Origin of the sequence: Prescottella equi (assembly GCF_002094305.1) — a bacterium.
Classification (GTDB): Bacteria; Actinomycetota; Actinomycetes; order Mycobacteriales; family Mycobacteriaceae; genus Prescottella; species Prescottella equi.
Map to the genome: position 1 here is coordinate 418,504 of NZ_LWTX01000003.1, position 17,108 is coordinate 435,611.

At 70.8% G+C, this 17,108-nt stretch carries 16 protein-coding genes; 5 read left to right on the top strand and 11 right to left on the bottom strand.

All coding sequences use genetic code 11. The features are described from left to right. Positions 1–7 precede the first annotated feature (7 nt). From A6I89_RS11250 to A6I89_RS11270, 5 genes are all read right to left on the bottom strand, one after another. The gene (locus A6I89_RS11250) at positions 8–562 is read right to left on the bottom strand and encodes a class F sortase (protein ID WP_005516676.1); all 555 of its coding nucleotides are present in this window, start codon (positions 560–562) and stop codon (positions 8–10) included. 98 nt (positions 563–660) lie between these two features. After that, positions 661–3,060 (bottom strand): vWA domain-containing protein, encoded by a 2,400-nt coding sequence (locus A6I89_RS11255; protein WP_022598660.1) that lies wholly within the window; start codon positions 3,058–3,060, stop codon positions 661–663. Positions 3,061–3,303: 243 nt separating this feature from the next. Next, a complete protein-coding gene (locus A6I89_RS11260) occupies positions 3,304–3,564 on the bottom strand; it encodes a YgaP family membrane protein (RefSeq protein WP_005516673.1) in 261 nt (86 codons plus the stop codon). 29 nt (positions 3,565–3,593) lie between these two features. Continuing rightward, positions 3,594–3,923: a rhodanese-like domain-containing protein gene (locus A6I89_RS11265; protein ID WP_005516672.1), complete on the bottom strand. Its 330-nt coding sequence runs from the start codon at positions 3,921–3,923 to the stop codon at positions 3,594–3,596. 125 nt (positions 3,924–4,048) lie between these two features. Beyond that, positions 4,049–4,741 (bottom strand): TetR/AcrR family transcriptional regulator, encoded by a 693-nt coding sequence (locus A6I89_RS11270; RefSeq protein ID WP_022598663.1) that lies wholly within the window; start codon positions 4,739–4,741, stop codon positions 4,049–4,051. A gap of 140 nt (positions 4,742–4,881) precedes the next feature. Between A6I89_RS11270 and A6I89_RS11275 the strand changes: the two genes are divergently transcribed. Both A6I89_RS11275 and A6I89_RS11280 read left to right on the top strand, forming a co-directional pair. Further along, a complete protein-coding gene (locus A6I89_RS11275; protein WP_022598665.1) occupies positions 4,882–5,829 on the top strand; it encodes an NAD-dependent epimerase/dehydratase family protein in 948 nt (315 codons plus the stop codon). 9 nt (positions 5,830–5,838) lie between these two features. After that, positions 5,839–7,140, top strand: a complete 1,302-nt coding sequence (locus A6I89_RS11280; protein WP_013417680.1) for an MFS transporter — start codon at positions 5,839–5,841, stop codon at positions 7,138–7,140. Here A6I89_RS11280 and A6I89_RS11285 read toward each other — a convergent pair. Continuing rightward, on the bottom strand, positions 7,137–7,646 hold the full coding sequence (locus A6I89_RS11285; RefSeq protein ID WP_037084790.1) for a hypothetical protein: 510 nt from the start codon (positions 7,644–7,646) through the stop codon (positions 7,137–7,139). The two genes, A6I89_RS11280 and A6I89_RS11285, sit on opposite strands and share 4 nt — an antisense overlap. A 116-nt stretch (positions 7,647–7,762) precedes the next feature. Between A6I89_RS11285 and A6I89_RS11290 the strand changes: the two genes are divergently transcribed. Further along, positions 7,763–9,271: a DUF4185 domain-containing protein gene (locus A6I89_RS11290; protein WP_022598667.1), complete on the top strand. Its 1,509-nt coding sequence runs from the start codon at positions 7,763–7,765 to the stop codon at positions 9,269–9,271. Here the strand turns inward: A6I89_RS11290 and A6I89_RS11295 are convergent. From A6I89_RS11295 to A6I89_RS11315, 5 genes are all read right to left on the bottom strand, one after another. Further along, complete coding sequence (locus tag A6I89_RS11295; RefSeq protein ID WP_022598669.1) at positions 9,244–10,338, bottom strand: sulfate/molybdate ABC transporter ATP-binding protein; 1,095 nt, start codon at positions 10,336–10,338, stop codon at positions 9,244–9,246. The two genes, A6I89_RS11290 and A6I89_RS11295, sit on opposite strands and share 28 nt — an antisense overlap. After that, entirely contained in the window at positions 10,335–11,141 is an 807-nt protein-coding gene (locus A6I89_RS11300) for an ABC transporter permease (protein ID WP_013417684.1), read from the bottom strand. Before A6I89_RS11300 ends, A6I89_RS11295 begins: the two co-directional genes overlap by 4 nt. Then, a complete protein-coding gene (gene modA / locus A6I89_RS11305; RefSeq protein ID WP_013417685.1) occupies positions 11,138–11,905 on the bottom strand; it encodes a molybdate ABC transporter substrate-binding protein in 768 nt (255 codons plus the stop codon). The genes A6I89_RS11300 and modA overlap by 4 nt, the downstream gene beginning before the upstream one ends. A gap of 5 nt (positions 11,906–11,910) precedes the next feature. Beyond that, positions 11,911–12,318 carry a TOBE domain-containing protein gene (locus A6I89_RS11310; protein WP_022598671.1) on the bottom strand — a complete coding sequence of 136 codons (408 nt, stop codon included), beginning with the start codon at positions 12,316–12,318 and terminating at the stop codon, positions 11,911–11,913. 62 nt (positions 12,319–12,380) lie between these two features. After that, positions 12,381–13,835 (bottom strand): CCA tRNA nucleotidyltransferase, encoded by a 1,455-nt coding sequence (locus A6I89_RS11315; protein WP_005516659.1) that lies wholly within the window; start codon positions 13,833–13,835, stop codon positions 12,381–12,383. A gap of 125 nt (positions 13,836–13,960) precedes the next feature. Here A6I89_RS11315 and A6I89_RS11320 point away from each other — a divergent pair, with 125 nt between their 5' ends. Continuing rightward, entirely contained in the window at positions 13,961–14,524 is a 564-nt protein-coding gene (locus tag A6I89_RS11320) for an NUDIX hydrolase (RefSeq protein WP_005516657.1), read from the top strand. Next, positions 14,521–16,998, top strand: coding sequence for a hypothetical protein (locus A6I89_RS11325; RefSeq protein WP_022598674.1), 2,478 nt, complete (start codon positions 14,521–14,523; stop codon positions 16,996–16,998). The genes A6I89_RS11320 and A6I89_RS11325 overlap by 4 nt, the downstream gene beginning before the upstream one ends. Positions 16,999–17,108 lie beyond the last annotated feature (110 nt).

Genomic DNA, 17,108 nt, shown 5'->3' on the forward strand with positions numbered 1-17,108 from the left:
AGTCGCGTCAGACCAGAGGCTCCGCATACAGGTACACGTTGTCCGAGTAGTCGCCCACACCGTTGTCGAACTGCAGTTCGCCGCCACAGGTGACGACGGCCAATCTGCGCGGTCCGTCCGGGCCCGCCAGCACGCTCTCTTCGATGCCGGCCGACTTGGGTCGGGTCGCCACCGCCGTCACCCGCCACGCAGTGGTCGTGCCGCCCGCGTCGGAGGTGCGGATCACCTCGCCCGGCTCGATGGTTCCCAGTTCGAACAGCGCGCCATTGCCCTGGCCCACCAGATTGACGTGCCCGACGATCAGCGTCGTCCCCGCGACCGCGTCCAGGGGTGCTCCGTCGAGCCAGATCCCGACGTCGCGGACGTCGCCCGGCGGGGTGAGCACACCGTTCGGCACGGTGGCGTCGAGGATCCGCGCCTGGACGCCGACCGGATCGAGAGACAGGGTGACGGGCGTCGTCAGCGGCGCACCGCTCGGCACCGCTCCCACCGAGCGTGACGCGCCGACGCCGGGCGGCACCGCGGAGGCATCCTCCGTCCGATGGAGACCGACGACCGCCATCCATCCGCCGGCCACGACGACCGCGGCGATCAGTGCGGCGGCCGCGAGGCGCCCACCCGCGGATCTCGCGGGCGGGCGCCCGGTCGGACGTTCATCGGTCAGGACGACCTCCTACGTGCGATGGCCACCGCACCAGCCCCCGCCAGTCCGAGCAGAACCAGCCCGGCCGCGGTGATGCCGAGGTTGCGGACGGTGTGCCGTTCGGCTGCGCCGCCGTCGATCGCATTCGGACGCGGGCCACTCGAGGGCGGTGCTGGTGTGGGGGTGGGAGTCGACGTGCCGGGCGGCGGCGGAGTGCCGGTCGACGGCGGCGGAGTCGGGGTCGGAGCAGGCCCCGGCGGGGCCGGCGGCACGGGAGGGATCACCGGTCCGGCGGAGCCTGCGGAGCCGAGAGCACCGAGGGAGCCCAGCGAACCGAGCGAACCGACGGATCCTGCGCCGAGCGAACCACCCTCCAGCGAACCGCCTTCCAGCGAACCGAGGGAGCCCACGCCGAGCGACCCGAGGGAACCGACCCCGAGAGATCCGAGCGACCCGACCCCGAGAGATCCCAGCGAGCCGCCGGGCGGCGCTGCCTCACACGAGACCGTGTTCGTCACCAGGTAGGTGTTCGACAGCCCGGCGAGATCGTCCGAATAGGGCAGGTCGGCGTCGACAGCTGTGCCGTTCCGCTCGGTCACGCGGGAGTCGTCGAGCACACAGGCCTCGTCGGTGATCGTCGTCGTCTCGTCGAACTGGATCGCTTCGCCGAGGTCGTAGCCGCCGCGGGGGACGCCCCACGACTGCTCCGTCAGCGGTGCGCCGCCGGGTCCGGACAGGGTGAGCGTCGCGTCGAGACCGTCGGGCTGGCTGCCCTCGCGGTACGTGACGCCGTCGACGATCCACTCCTTGTCGACGGTCACTTCGACGGCGGGGGCCCGGTTGTAGACGGTGCAGGTGACGGCCGAATCGAAGTCAACAGTGATGTCGAACCCGGTTTCACCCGTATTCGTCACCGCCACAGGGTCGCCGGTGACGCGGTCGACACAGGATGCGTTGAGCCCGTCCTGCGTGACCAGCGTGTAGTCCGGTTTCTGCGTCTCCGTGACGGTGACGCCGCCCGAGGTCTGTCCCTGAGGAAAGCCGACCTCGAAGGAAACTCCACCTGTCTCGTCGGTCGTCGCAGCGGGCGGGTCGACCGTGACTCCGTCCGCTCCCGCGGCATCGAATTCCCAGCCCGGGGCCGGAACCGCGTCGGTGAGGTCACCACCGGCCGGCACCACCTCCTTGACCACCGATACCGACCCCGTACAACTCGCGGTCGCGAACTCCCTCAGCGTTTCGCCCGCACCCTCGAAGTTCGGGATCTGGAAGTAGTCGGCGTCGACGACGTTGGTGCCGTCGTACGCCGTCTGTCCGGATATCGCGGCCAGATTGAGGCCCGAGACGCCGCTGACGCCTCTACCGATACCGAACGAGACGACCCTCGTCTCGTTCTTCTTCAGGAGGTTGGCCGAGAAGATCGCCTCCTCGACGTCCGCGAAATGCGTGTTCGACCCGTCGCCGGACGGGGTGACCGGCGGCCCCTGCAGGCCCCAGCGGGTGGGGTTGCCGTCGGTGAGGACGATTGTGGCGTCGTAGTGGACGCCCGAGGTGGCGACCCGGTACAGCGCCTGGTCCCAGTTGGTGCCGCTGCCCAGCCCCCAGTCCGCGTACTGCGATTTGAATTCGTCCGCTCCGGCCTGCGTCGAGACCGACTGCAGCTCAGGGTGGTTCGGATAGATTTCGTTGGTTGTGGCGTTCTGGTTCGGCGAGTAGCGCGCGAACCCGAACACGGCCATCCGGCTCGGCGTGCCGACGAAGGCGTCGACGAGCTGGTCCGTAGCGGACTTGAGGATGGGCAGATTCGTCGCCCCGACGGAGGCGGAGAGATCGAGGACGACGGCGATGTCCAGTCCACATCGCGACGGCAGTGGCGGATTGACGCGGGAGTTCTGCCAGACGCCGTTGGAGGCCGTGTAATTGGAGCCGAGTGTGGAGCTGAACATGAAGTCGGACTGTGACGAGTAGGTCGATCCGGCCTCGAGAGTCGGAGTCTGGAAGACGTAGGGCGAATCGACGGATCCGCTCCCGCTGCCGGGGCCGGTCCGCAGGCTCGGATTCGCGAACCACCCACCGGGAGCCGCGATCTGCTTGACGAAGGGCCGTGTCCCGATGAGATTCGACGCGTCCTCGACGACGAAGTTGCAGTCGCCGTCGCCGTCGGACACGCACTCGAGCGCCGGGACGGCGTCGGACTCCGTCGGGTACAGACCGAGCGTCACGCCGGGGAGCGGTACAAGCGAGCCGTCACCGGCGCGATCACCACCTGTCTTGACCGTGACGACCGCCCCACCCGGTGGCGGCTGCGGAACTGCCATTCGAGCGGGCGGAGCGGCGGCGACCGGGATGGCAGGCGCTGCCAGCAGCACCGTCCCGATCGTCGTCGCCAATGCGGCAGCCAATCGCCGAGCGTTCATGGATCCCCTTCGTGCGCAGTCCGCGCCGCCACCGGCACGGCCGCAAACACTGTGGGGGGAGGCGTGCTCGGGCGGCGGCTAGGTGATCTTCACGAGGGAGGCTAACCGGTCATCACGGAGAAATCGGGGAGGTCGGGGCGCTGTCTACCGGCGTCGCCGGGCCGGAACGCGCTGACCTCTCGGCGAGCGCGTCACCGACACCGAATCGTTACCGGGCACAACGCGATACCGCTCCGGATGGGACTACCCCTGCGCGCTGTCCGCACGCGTCGCGGGCACCGGGCAGGTCGCCCCGCGCGGCACACCCAGCTTCTGCAGGAGCAGGCTCATCGGGCACCAGCCGACGATCCCGTAGAGCACGAGGTTCGCGGACGCGAAGGCAGTCAGCCCCCGCCATTTCGGTGAGTGCTTGCGGCCGAGCAGCAGGCTCGTGCCCACCACGGACCCGCCCAGCAGCGGGACGATGCGTTCGACGGTCCAACCGGAATGCTTCGGCAGTGCCATGTTCGTGTACTCCTCGTGTGACGTGGCGGTCAGTCCGGAGTGGTGATCGCGAGGCCGGCGCGGCGCCAGGCGTCGAACCCGCCGCGCACCAGGTAGGTCTCGGCTCCCAGCCGGGACAACTGACGTGCCGCGTTCGCCGATCGCCCGCCGGAGCGGCAGATCACGACGACGGGTCGCCCGGCGACCACGTCGATGCCGTGATCGACCACCTCGTGCAGCGGCAGGTGCGTGGCACCCGGCACGTGGCCGGTGTCCCACTCCGGACGTGATCGCACGTCCAGCAGGACCGCGCCCTCTTCGACGAGGCTCTGCGCCCTGTGCACGTCGACCGTTCCGTACGACTTCCGAAAGATGCCCACGACGTCCGACCCTAGGGCCACCGGGCCCGCTCTCTCCAGACCCCCTGGGGGGATCCTTACTCCACCCCAGACTTTATACCCCTAGGGGTATGTGGTCGACGTGTTGTCGGCCACTCCGCCCGACCTCAACTCAGCCCGAGGATCTGGTCCAGGACCGCCAGATGATGCTCGAAGAGCGCGGCCGGATCCGTGAACGTGTCGGCGCCGTACTGTCCGAACACCTCGAAGTTCACCGCGCCGAACAGCGCAGCCCAGACCAGGACCCCGCGGGCGAGCAGAGCATCGGACACCGTCAACCCCATCTCCGCGCGGATCCGGTCGAGGTCGGCGGACAGCACCGGGTCGACCGCCTCGTCCGGCACCGTCAGCACCCCCACCCGCTGCGCGTCCTCGATGAGCCCCACCAGCGCGACGATCACCCGCGTGCCCGGTCCCGTGGTGCGCTCCGCAGGGGCGTGATACCCGGGCACGGGGCTGCCGAACAGCAGCGCGTACCGCGCCGGCTCACGCAGGGCCCAGGCGCGGACCGCGCGAGCGAGCGCGTGCAGCCGGCCGCGGTGGTCGTCGACCGGGAGCGCGCCGACGGCCGCATCCACCTCCGCACCGAGCTCGGAGTAGGCGTCGATCACCAACAGGGTCAACAGTTCGTCGCGGCTGGCGACGTACCGGTACACCGCCGACGACACCACCCCGAGATCTCGAGCGACGGCCCGCAGCGACAACGCCACCGCTCCGTGCGTGGCGAGGTGCTCGCGGCCGATCCGGGTGATCTCGGCGAGCGTCTGCTCGCGGGCTCGTTCGCGCGGGGTGACGGTCATGGCACCACCCTGCCGGAATAACGAGAGCACTGTCAACAAAAGAGAGCACCGCTCTTGACAGCGCGGTCGGCAAGGCGCATGGTGAGAACAGAGAGCAGTGCTCTCGTTTCCCAAACCTCACTCGAGAAAGCGAGCACGTCATGTCGAATCTGCAGGTAGTGACCGGAGCCGGACCCGTCGGCTGGACGGTCGCAGAGCAACTCGCCGACGCCGGCTACGACGTCCGCGTGCTCACCCGCTCGGGCAGCGGGCCGGACCATCCGCGGATTCAGCGGCTCCGCGTCGACGTCTCCGATCCCGCCGCGCTCGCCCCGGCGCTCGACGGCGCCACCGCCGTCTTCCACTGCATCCACGGCTCCGCGTACGACGCCCGCGCGTGGGAGCGGGAATTGCCCGCGGCCGAGCAGGTGGTGATGGACGCCGCACAGCGGGTCGGCGCCGTGGTGGTGTTCCCGGAGAGCCTGTACGCGTACGGCCGCCCGGACGGGCCCATGACCGAGGCCGGCCCACGCGACGCGACCACCGGGAAGCTGGGGGTCCGCACCCGCCTGCTCGCCGCCCGCGCCGCGCATTCCGTGCCGACCGTGAGCGTCGTCGCGTCCGACTTCTTCGGTCCGCACGTACTGACCGCCCATGCGGGGGAGCGGATGGTGCCGTCGGTGCTCGACGGGAAGACCATCCGGGTGATGGGCCGCGCGGACGTCCCGCACTCGTTCACGTACGTGCCGGATCTGGCGGCGGCGATGATCGCGGCAGCGCACGATCGGGAGTTGTGGAACTCGGTGCTGCACGCGCCCACGGCGCCGGCCGTCACGCAACGCGAGATGGTGGCGGCGTTCGCGGACGCGGCCGCGGTTCCGGAGCCGCGGGTGGGAACGCTGCCCGGGTGGCTGCTGCGGGCCGTCGGCGTCGCGCATCGTCCTACCCGGGAACTGGCCGAGACGCTGTACCAGTTCGAGTCACCGTTCGTGATGGACTCGACGCGCAGCGAGCAATTGCTGGGCCTCGCACCGACCCCGCTCGGCGACGCCGCGGCCGCCACGGTGCGGTGGTGGCGGAACGAATTGACCGCACGAGCCGCCCGATAGGGTCACCGTGTGCGCAGATGGAGTTCGATTCGGGGATCGTGGGCGGCCGCCGCCACGACTCTGCGCCACTCACCCGGCCTGGCCCGGCTCACCGCCGTCCGGTTCGCCAGCCAGTACGGGGACGGGCTGTTCCAGGCCGCGCTCGGCGGAGCGATCCTGTTCAACCCGGAACGGGAGACCGAACCGCTCGCGATCGCGGCCGGCTTCGCGGTCCTGCTGCTGCCCTACTCGGTGATCGGCCCGTTCGCGGGCGCGCTGCTCGACCGCTGGGACCGCCGTGCCGTGCTGCTGTGGGCGAATGCCCTGCGCGGCCTTCTCATTCTGGTGATCGCGGCGGCCCTGATCGCGGGAGCGGGAGAGACGCCACTGCTGCTGTTGGCGCTCGCCGCGATCGGCGTCAGCCGGTTCGTCCTCGCCGGTATCTCCGCGTCACTGCCGCACGTGGTGCGTCAGAGCTGGCTGGTGCCAACCAATTCGGTGCTCGCGACGGCCGGTTCGGTGTTCTCGGCGCTGGGCGCGGGCACCGCGGTGGCGGTGATCGGCTTGGTGGGCGAGGGCGACGTCGGGTCCGGAACCGCCGTCGCGGTGGGCGCCGTGGGCTCGGTGATCGCGGTGGCCGCAGCCCGCGGATTCGCCCGGCACGCCCTGGGCCCCACCGACACCGTCGCCGACACCCGGGGCACCGCACTCGCGATCCTCGAGGGCCTGCGCGTCGGCGCGACCGCGGTGTGGCAGGCTCCCGGCGTCACTACCGCAATGCTCGGAATCGGGGCGCACCGCATCGCTTTCGGCGTCAATACCCTGCTGTTCGTGTTGATCCTGCGGGACCCGGCCGCCGGCGGAGCGCTGCCGGGAGGCCTCGCCGGATTCGGCGTGGCGGTGGCCGCCACGGCCGCCGGCCTGTTGTTCGCCGCGCTCGTCACCCCGTGGCTGATCCCGCGCCTCGGCCGCCCCCGGACCGTCACCGTCGCGATCGCGTTCGCCCTCGTCGTGCAGGTCACGATGATCGCGACGCTGTCGCAGGTGTGGCTGCTCGCCGGCGCCTTCCTCCTCGGATTCGCCGGCCAGACCGTCAAGCTCACCGGCGACGCCGCGATGCAGATCGAAATCGACGACGACCGCCGCGGCCAGGTGTTCGCGCTGCAGGACACCGTCTTCAACGTCGCGTTCTGCCTGGCCATCGCCGCAGCCGCCACCGTCGTCCCCGCCGACGGGCGCTCCCTCGGTCTGGTGCTCGCCGCCGGTGGCGTGTACGCCCTGAGCCTGCTCGGTATCGGGCTGAACTCGCGCCGGACTCCGCTCACCGGCTAGATGCCTTCCCGCCGCACCGTGTCCAACCGTCCGTCTCCGTCGCTGTCGCTCAGCCGCATCGACATCCGTTCCGGCTCCTCCTCCGCGACGAACAACGTGTCGTACCGGGACGAATCCCGCGTCGCGACGAGGACGTAGTCGGGGGTGCCGTCACCGTCGGCGTCGACGCTCGCGTCGTCCCGCTCGCCGTCGCCGTCGAAGTCGACGCGCCCCCACCCCTGCGGCGGACCGGACGGCTCCGGTTGCGGAATCTGCCGTGCCCACAGCCCGTTTCGGGCCGGATCGACGAAGTAGCGGGCCTCGGGAGCGCCGACGTCGAGGACCGCGTGGTCGGCACTCCCGTCACCGTCGCTGTCCCACATCGCGTCGTCGACGAGACCGTCGCCGTCGAAGTCGAGGCGCACCGCGTCGAGCCCACCGTCCGCATCGATGTCCAGATCCGCGGGCGAAGTCCATGTGGTCGTCGCCCCGTCCCCCGTGCCGAACCAGTACTCGAGTCCGTCCATACCCTTGTTCGACGCACCACGCCGCGACACGGTTCCGTCACGGTCGTCATCGTTGCGCCGCGGGTGAGGGACCCGCCGATGTTAGGTTCGGCGCACACCGCTGCCGGACGGAACTGATGGTCGTGCCACGGACTCTGACGTCGCTACTCGCCGCCACCGCCACCGGACTGGCGCTCGCCTCGGCACCCGCCGCAGCCCAGACTCCCGGCCCGGCGGCCTTCACGAACGCGTGCGGCGAGCAGGGCTTCGACCCGTCCGCGCGCGACCCGCAGCCGACACCGACGGATCCGCCCGTCGTCGACGTGCCGCTGCCGTATCCCCGACTGGTCCCGGTGCCGCTGCCCGACCCTGTTCCCGATCAGACGCGGGCACCGCAGGACCCACTGCCCGCCGACCCGTGCACCGATCCGTGCCCGGATCTCACCGATCCCGTCGACCAGACGCCCCCACCCGATGCCGGGCCATCACCCGGATCGGGCTCCGGGTCCGGTTCGTTCTCGTTGCCGCGGATCGAGATCCAGCCCAGACCGGAGACGATTCCGATCCCGATACCGGGCGACGACCCGGGGCCCGAACCGCAGCCGGCACCGCCGCTCGACGTCGGCACCATCGAGCCGGGTCCGCCCACCGCACCGATCGGCGCCCCGCACGTGCGCAACGTCGAACTGGTGTCGCAGGTGACGGGCCCCGGCTCCGAGAACCGCACCGACAAACGCTGGCAGGTGAGCGGCACCGACCTCGGTATCACCTGGGAGAGCCGTCCCGGCGAGGTCTCCGTCGTCTTCGGCGACACCTTCGGGCTCGACTGGGCCCCGCCGGGTGCGAACGGGCAGGACTGGCGCAGCAACGTGCTCGGGCACAGCACCGACACGGACCTCGCCGACGGCCTCACGATCGACTCGATGGTGCAGGACCGCCGCTGTCATGCCGCCGAGATCATCGCCTCCCGGCACATTCCCAACTGGGAGACCACCACGATCCCGACATCCGGTTTCGCGATCGGCGACCGTCAGTACCTCTCCTACATGTCGGTGCGGCGGTGGAGCGTCGTCCCCGGCATGTGGTACACGAACTACGGTGGCATCGCCTACTCCGACGACGGCGGACGCACCTGGACCGAGGATCAGCATGCCAAGTGGGACAACATCTTCGGAATCGGACGTTTCCAGGTGACAGCGATGGTCCCGCAGGGCGACCACGTGTACATGTTCGGTACCCCCAACGGGCGCATGGGCGCCGTCGGCCTCGCGCGGGTCCCGGTCGACAAGCTGCTCAACCCGAGCGCCTACCAGTACTGGGTGTCCGGGTCCTGGGTGCCGGTGATCGAACACCTCGCGACACCGCTCGTCGCCGGTGCGGCGAGCGAGTTGTCCGTGCGCTACGACGCCACCGAGAAGCACTGGCTCATGAGCTATCTCGATCCGGCGGCCGGCCGGATCGTCCTGCGCCGCTCGGCCAGTCCCCAGGGCGTCTGGTCCGACGGTGCCACGCTCGCGGACGCCGCCGAGTACCCCGGGTTGTACGGCGGTTTCATACATCCCTGGTCCACTCCGGACGCGCTGTACTTCACGATGTCCGAGTGGGACAGCTACAACGTCTATCTCATGCGGGCCGAAGTCGGGTAGACCGCGACCTCGGTGGCCTTGACGGCGAACCACACGTCGTCCCCGGGGGCCAGGTCGAGCTGGGCGACAGCAGCGGCGGTGACGTCGGCGACCGGTCCGGCGGTGCCGTCGGAATGATCGACTGCGCGGACCCGGATCGCGTGACCGTGCCGTCCGAGACCCTCGATCTCCGCGATTCGCACCCGGAAGACGTTGCGCGGGCTGCCTTCCGGGTGTACGCGGTGTACCGCCACGGCAGTGGGGCTGAACACCGCGACCGCGGATTCGCCGTCCGTGCAGCCTTCCTCTGCGATCCCGTACACGGCTCCGGCGACGGTGTCGAGGAACCCGTCACGCACCTTGCCCGCCATGAGGTTGATACCCGCGATCCGGGCCGCGAACGCGCTGCGCGGGCGGGCCAGGACCTGCTCCACCGGCCCCTCCTCGACGATCCGGCCGGCGTCCAGCACGACAACCCGGTCGGCGAGCGAAAGAGCGTCCAGCACATCGTGGGTGACCACGATCGCGGTGCGGTCGCCTGTGCGCAGGACCCGCCGCAGCAGCGCCCGCACGGCGGGCCCCACACCGACATCGAGAGCGGCCATCGGCTCGTCGAGCAGGAGCAACCGCGGTCCGGCCGCGAGCGCCCGCGCGATCGCGACCCGTTGCGCCTGCCCGCCCGACAGTTGCCGGGGCCGCCGGCCGGCGAGTTCGGTCGCGTCCACCTCGCCGAGCCACCGGTCCGCGACGGCGTACGCCTCCCGGCGGCCGGCGCCGGCACTACGCGGCGCGAACGCGACGTTCTCGCGCACGGTCAGGTGCGGGAACAGCAGCGCCTCCTGCGCGAGCATCGCGACGGAGCGCTGATGTGACGGAACCACAACGCCTTTCGCGAGGTCGGTGAGCACCCGATCGTCGAGCACGACGCGGCCCTCGTCGGGGCGCAGCAGCCCCGCGGCGACGTCGAGGAGTGTCGACTTGCCGGCGCCGTTGGGCCCGAGGAGCGCGACCACCTCGCCGGGCGCCACCTCGAGCGCGACATCCACGCCGCGAGCCGCCACCCGGGCCCGCAACTGCAGGCCGCTCACAGCGCCCCCACCATGCGGCGGGTCCGCGTGCCCAGCACGATCACGACCGCCACCACCACCAGCACCAGCGACAGCGCCACCGCCGCCTCCGGGTCGGTCTCCCGCTGCAGGTAGATCTCCAACGGCAGCGTCCGCGTCACACCCTGCAGGCTCCCGGCGAATGTCAGGGTGGCGCCGAACTCGCCGAGAGCGCGGGCGAACGAGAGCACCGCACCCGAGATCAGTCCGGGCAGCACCAGCGGGATCGTGACGCGGCGCAGCACCGTCGTGGGGCGGGCGCCGAGAGTGGCGGCGACGGCCTCGTAGCGGCGGCCCGCGGTGCGCAGCGCACCCTCGAGGCTGATCACCAGGAACGGCAGCGCCACGAACGTCTGGGCCAGCACCACCGCGGTGGTCGAGAACGCGATCTGGATGCCGGCCACCTCGAGGTGCCGCCCGATCAGGCCGTGCCTGCCGAAGGTGTAGAGCAACGCGAGCCCGCCCACGACGGGCGGAAGCACCAAGGGCAGCAACACGAGTGCGCGCAGCGCCGCCAACCCGGGGAACTCGCACCGTGCCGACACCAGCGCCATCGGCACGCCGAGCAACAGGCACAGCACCGTGCTGATCGACGCCGTCTTCAAGCTCAGCAGCAGGGCGTCCACCGACGACTCGGAGGTGACCAGACTCAGGAAGTTCGCCCAGTCCACGCCCACCAGCATCGCGACGAGCGGCAGCACCACCAGCAGGCCGCCGGCGGCCGCGGGCACGTAGATCCATACCGGCAACCCGGCCGGGACCCGCACCCGCGCCGCGACGGTCACGGTGCGCCGAATCCCGCCGCCGACAGCACATTCCGACCATCGGGTCCGATCACGAAGGCCGCGAACTCACCTGCAGCGTAGGGATCGCCGGACTTCTGCAGCACGGCGATCGGATACGTGTTCACGATTCGCGCGGACTCCGGGAAGGGGACGGACTCGACCTTGTCGCCCGCTCCGGCGGCGTCGGTGACGTACACGAGTCCGGCGTCGGCCTGCCCGGTCACGACCTTGCCGAGCACGTCGGTCACCGACGACTCCTCGCTGACCGGGGACAACCGTACCCCCGTCAGGTCCTCGATGCGCTGGGTCGCGTTGCCGCACGGCACCTGCGGCGCGCACACCACGACGTCCAGGCCCGGTCGCGCCAGGTCGGCGAACGACGTGACACCGCCCGGGTTCCCGGGCGGCACCACGATCGTCAGGGTGTTGGTCGCGAAGTTCACCGGATCCGACGCGGTCAACCCGGCCCGGACGGCCTTCGTCATGTTCGCGGTGTCCGCGGACGCGAACACGTCGGCCGGTGCGCCCTGGTCGATGCGGGTGAACAGGTCCGACGAGCCCGCGAAGTCGAACACCACCCGGGTGTCCGGGTGCTCGGCCTCGAACAGCCGGCCCAACTCGGTGAACGTCGACTTCAGCGACGCCGCAGCGAACACCGTGATCGTGGCACCGGAATCGGACTCCGTCCCCGAATCGGCGGTACCGCTGCAGCCCGTGAGCAGCACGGTCAGCGCCAGCACTCCGGCCGCCGCGGCCGCCCGCACGCGCCTCACGCCGACACCGCCGGCGTCTCGACGATCACCGTGGTGGCCTTCACGACGGCGACCGCGATGCTGCCGGGCTCGAGCTTCAGCTCGGTCGCCGACTCGGCGCTCATCAGTGAGACCACGGAGAACGGCCCGCACTGCATCTCCACCTGCGCCATCACTCCGTCGGCCACTACCCGGGTCACCAGGCCGGTGAAACGGTTCCGCGCCGAACTGCCCACACCGAGCGGATCCTCCGGCGCCGGCGCCGCGCTGGCCCGCGCGAAGTCGGCGAGCTGCCGGCCGTCGACGACCATGCGGCCGGCGTCGTCCTTGTGCGAGGCGATCGTTCCCGCGTCGATCCACCGTCGGACGGTGTCGTCGCTGACACCGAGTAGCTGGGCCGCGTCACGTATCCGGATGTCAGGCATGACAGGAGTCTAGATCCGCATCTGCGGGGGTCTCAAAGATTTCGTTCCGCAGATGCGAACGGTCAGCCCTTCGGCTGGTCCGCCCACCACTTCAGCAGTTCGGCCTCGGCCTCGTCGCGCTCGAGGGGACCGCGGTCCAGACGCAGCTCCTTGAGGAACTTCCACGCCTTGCCCACCTGCGGACCGGCCGGGATGCCGAGCAGCTCCATGATCGCGTTGCCGTCGAGGTCCGGACGCACCCGCGCCAGATCCTCCTGCTCGGCGATCCGCGCGATCCGTCGCTCCAGGTCGTCGTACGTGGCCTGCAGCTTCGCCGCGCGCCGCTTGTTGCGGGTGGTGCAGTCCGCGCGGACCAGCTTGTGCAGGCGGGGAAGCAGGTCGCCGGCGTCGGTGACGTACCGGCGGACCGCCGAATCGGTCCACTGGCCCTCGCCGTAGCCGTGGAAACGCAGGTGCAGGAACACCAGCTGGCCCACCTCGTCGACCATCTGCTTGGAGTACTTGAGCGCCCGCATCCGCTTGCGCACCATCTTCGCGCCGACCACCTCGTGGTGGTGGAAGCTGACGCCGCCGCCCGGCTCGTTGCGCTTGGTGTCCGGCTTCCCGATGTCGTGCAGCAACGCCGCCCAGCGCAGCACCAGGTCCGGGTCACCGTCCTCGAGGTCGATGGCCTGCTTGAGCACCGTCAGCGAATGCCAGTACACGTCCTTGTGCTGGTGGTGCTCGTCGATCTCGAGCTTCAACTGCGGGATCTCGGGGATCACCCGGGCCGCGAGCCCCGTCTCGCACATGACGTTCACACCGTCGATGGGGAACTCGCCGAGGATCAGCTTGTCGAGCTCGGTGCGCACCCGCTCGGCGGTGATCCGCTCGATCTGCCCGGACATCTCGACGATCGCCTCGTGCACGCGCGGCGCGAGCGTGAAGCCGAGCTGCGAGACGAAGCGGGCCGCCCGCAGCATCCGCAGCGGATCGTCGTTGAACGAGATCTCCGGGGCGGCAGGGGTGTCGAGGACACCGGCCAGGAGCGCGTCCATACCGTTCAACGGGTCGACGAACTCGAACGTGCCGGTCCCGTCGACCCGCACCGCCATCGCGTTCACGGTGAAGTCGCGTCGGACCAGGTCCTCGTCGAGCGTCGTGCCGTACTGCACCTCCGGGTTACGGGTGACCCCGTCGTACGTGTCGGTGCGGTAGGTCGTGATCTCGATCTGGTCGGCGCCCTTGGCCGCGCTGATGGTGCCGAACGCGATGCCGGTGTCCCACTGGTTGTCGGCCCAACCGCGCAGGATCTGCTGTACCTGCTCGGGGTGCGCGTCGGTGGTGAAGTCGAGGTCGGTGCCCAGGCGGCCCAGAACCGCGTCGCGCACACTGCCACCCACCAGGTACAGCTCGTGCCCGGCCTCGGTGAACCTCGCACCGAGCGGGTCCAGCACGTCCGACAGACTGCTCAGGGTTCGATGCGCACCGTTCAGCAGTCGGGCACGCCGCTCGGCATCGGGGGTGGGGGCATTCACGTCAGCAAACCTTACCGAGGTCGCCGGGGCGCCGAACGCACCTCCGGCGAGGACGCCGCGCGGTCCGGCCCGGCCTCTGGCGTGGGAGTCCGGCAGGTCGCGCCGGGTCAACTACGATCGATGAGGTGTCCGCCGCCGAACGTGCCAACCGCAACCGCCGCTCCTCGCGGCGTCGTGGCACGACCGCGGATCCCGTCAAATCCAAGACCCCGCACCTGCGGACCGTCCGCGAAACCTCCGCCGGCGGACTGGTCGTCGACGGCCTCGGCGGGCCCGAGGACAAACTGTGCGCCGCCCTCATCGGCCGCACCGACCGGCGCGGGCGTCTGCTGTGGTCGCTGCCCAAGGGGCACATCGAGCAGGGCGAGACCGCCGAGCAGACCGCGATGCGCGAGGTCGCCGAGGAGACCGGCATCCGCGGCTCCGTCGTCGCCTCCCTCGGCAGCATCGACTACTGGTTCGTCACCGAGGGCCGGCGGGTCCACAAGACCGTGCACCACTATCTGATGCGGTCCCTCGGCGGTGAGCTGTCCGACGCCGACATCGAGGTCACCGAGGTCGCGTGGGTGCCGCTGTCGGAGCTGGATTCCCGGCTCGCCTACGCGGACGAACGCAAGCTCGCCGAGATCGCCGGCCAGCTCATCGCCGAGATGGGCGCCTCCCCGGTGAGGGAGACCGACGCCGAATGACCCTGGCATCGCGTCCCGCACGGAGACGACCCGGTGCCGCGATCCACACGGTGCTGGCGCTCGTCCTGATACTGATCGGCGCCGTCACCGGAACCGCCGCAGTCGGTGTGGCGACCGCGCAGCCGCTGCCGGCGGGCTCGCCCGCCCGCGCCGACGCCGCGCCGATCCCGGACCGCACGCAGACCACGAAGGCACGCAGCCAGCCCAAGTTCCTCGAACTGCACATCGACGACGTCGCCCCGTCGACCGTCACCACGACGTCCGATCCCGTCGTCACCGTCACGGGCACCGTCGCGAACATCGGCGACCGCCCGGTGACCGACGTCGGCGTGCGGTTGCAGCGGGCGCCCCGCGTCGATTCGAGTGAGGAACTGCGCACCTCACTCGACATGGATCAGGGCGAGTTCGACGTAGTGGGCCCCTTCGTGCAGGTCGCCTCCGAACTGGCCGAGGGTGAGCGCAAGCAGTTCGTGCTGTCCCTGCCGCTGCGCTCGCTCACCGGCTCGTCGCTCGACGTCACCGAGCCCGGGGTCTACCCGCTCCTGGTGAACGTGAACGGCACTCCCGAGTACGGCGGCCAGGCCCGGCTCGACGACGCCCGTTTCCTGCTCCCGGTGCTCGGGCTGCCGCGGGCCGCCGGTAGCGCCCCGGAGACCACACCCCAGGTGACCGAGAACTCGCCCACCGCGCCGGTGCCCCCCGACACGTCCGCTCCCGTGGCGCTGACGATGCTGTGGCCGCTCGCCGATCGGCCCAGGCTCGCGGCCGGGGTTCCGGGATCGGTCACCGAAAAGGTCCGGCTCGTCGACGACGAGCTCGCCGGCTCGCTGTCCTCGGGCGGCCGCCTCGACCAGCTCCTCGCCGCCGCCGAGTACGCGACCGGGCCGGAAGTCGACCGGGACCGCCGCCTCACCGACAGCCTGTGCCTGGCCGTCGACCCGGATCTGCTGATCACGGTCAGCAACATGACGCAGGGCTATCTCGTCGTCGACGATCCGGCCGTGCCGAACGGGCCCGCCCGCGAGGGGACCGGATCGGCCGCCGCCGCCGCGTGGCTCGACCGACTGAAGGAACTCGCCCGCACGATGTGCATCACATCGGTGCCGTTCGGCCAGGTGGACCTGTCGGCGCTGAGCCGCGTCGACGAGACCTCGCTCACCGACAGCGCGCTGCGGGCACCCGCCGACATCGTCGACTCGATCCTCGGCGTCACCTCGCTACGGAACGTCACCTGGCCCGACTCCGGCGTCCTCGACGACGCGTCCGCGCAGCTGCTGCACGGGATCGGACCGACGACGACGCTGCTGGCCGCCAACGCCGTCGAGTCGTCGGCCACGGCGGGCAGCAAGGTCGTCGTGGCCGGCGGGGGAGCGGACGCCGTCACCGCCGGACTGTTCGACGTCTCCACCGGCGCGGCCCTCGCGGCGGTGGGCGCGGACCCGCAGACACCGTCGTACGTGCCGGACCGCGCGCGCTACAACGTGGACGGCGATTCCCGCACCGCCCGCCTGCAGGACGCGCTGGGTGCGATGTCGTGGACGGCTCTGCAGTCGACGGGATCCACCGAGGGATCCGCCCGGCGCGCGAACCAACCGCCCGACCGGCCGATGCTGATCGTGCCGCCGCAGCTGTGGTCGGCGGACGGCGACGAGGCCGCCGCCGTGCTGTCGACGGCGTCGACGTTGCTGCGCTCGGGTCTGGCCACCCCCAAGCCGCTGGCGCGGGTCGCCGAGCAGCCGCCGACGTCCCCGGACCCCTCGTCCCTGGCGTATCCGGAGCAGGCGATCGTCGACGGGACACCCCAGTCGGTCGAGAAGGGAGTGGGTGCGCAGGCACCGCGGATCGACGAACTGATGGACGCCCTCGTCGACGATCCGCAGGCGGCGCTGACTCCGACCCGGTTCCTCGCCCCGCTGCGCGAGGACCTGCTGCGTGCCATGACGCTGGCCGGGCGCAGCGAACAGAACGGTGCCGACGTCGCGGCCGACACGGTCGCGCAGCAGCGGGTCGACGCGGTCGCCACCACGATCGACGGGATGTACGCGTCGGTGACGATCCTGGCGCCGGGCGGCGTGTACACGCTGGCATCGGAGCAGAGTCCGCTGCTGCTGGTGGCCCGCAACGAACTGCCCGTCGCTATCACCGTGCAACTGCGGGTCGACGCCCCCGCCGAGATGCACATCACCGACATCGGGCCGCAGCAGTTGCCGCCGCGGGGCAGCCGGTCGCTGCAGGTTCCCGCCGAGATCGCCGACTCCCGCACCATGGTGGTCGACTTCTCACTCGCCACGGAAAGCGGCCAGAGCCTGGGCGAACAGACGTCCGTCACGGTGCGGTCGAATGCGTACGGTCAAGCTTTGGCGATAATTACGGCGTGCGCTGGTGCACTTCTGCTGTTCCTGGCCGGGCGACGACTCTGGCACCGGTTCCGTGGCCAGCCCGATAAAGCCGACGAAGGGTATGAACGTCCATGACCGAGAACTCTCGCGACGAGGGCGCTCGGTCGTCGGCGCGGCCGGAACCGTGGAACCGCGGTCCTGCCCCCGATCGCCGTTCCCCTGAGCAGCCCGCCCGACGCCCGGTC

What these genes read in the sequence shown, in the direction of transcription:
- A6I89_RS11250 (WP_005516676.1), bottom strand. Translation starts at nt 562, where the DNA reads ATGGCGGTCGTCGGTCTCCATCGGACGGAGGATGCCTCCGCGGTGCCG.
- A6I89_RS11255 (WP_022598660.1), bottom strand. Translation starts at nt 3,060, where the DNA reads ATGAACGCTCGGCGATTGGCTGCCGCATTGGCGACGACGATCGGGACG.
- A6I89_RS11260 (WP_005516673.1), bottom strand. Translation starts at nt 3,564, where the DNA reads ATGGCACTGCCGAAGCATTCCGGTTGGACCGTCGAACGCATCGTCCCG.
- A6I89_RS11270 (WP_022598663.1), bottom strand. Translation starts at nt 4,741, where the DNA reads ATGACCGTCACCCCGCGCGAACGAGCCCGCGAGCAGACGCTCGCCGAG.
- A6I89_RS11275 (WP_022598665.1), top strand. Translation starts at nt 4,882, where the DNA reads ATGTCGAATCTGCAGGTAGTGACCGGAGCCGGACCCGTCGGCTGGACG.
- A6I89_RS11285 (WP_037084790.1), bottom strand. Translation starts at nt 7,646, where the DNA reads ATGGACGGACTCGAGTACTGGTTCGGCACGGGGGACGGGGCGACGACC.
- A6I89_RS11290 (WP_022598667.1), top strand. Translation starts at nt 7,763, where the DNA reads ATGGTCGTGCCACGGACTCTGACGTCGCTACTCGCCGCCACCGCCACC.
- A6I89_RS11310 (WP_022598671.1), bottom strand. Translation starts at nt 12,318, where the DNA reads ATGCCTGACATCCGGATACGTGACGCGGCCCAGCTACTCGGTGTCAGC.
- A6I89_RS11325 (WP_022598674.1), top strand. Translation starts at nt 14,521, where the DNA reads ATGACCCTGGCATCGCGTCCCGCACGGAGACGACCCGGTGCCGCGATC.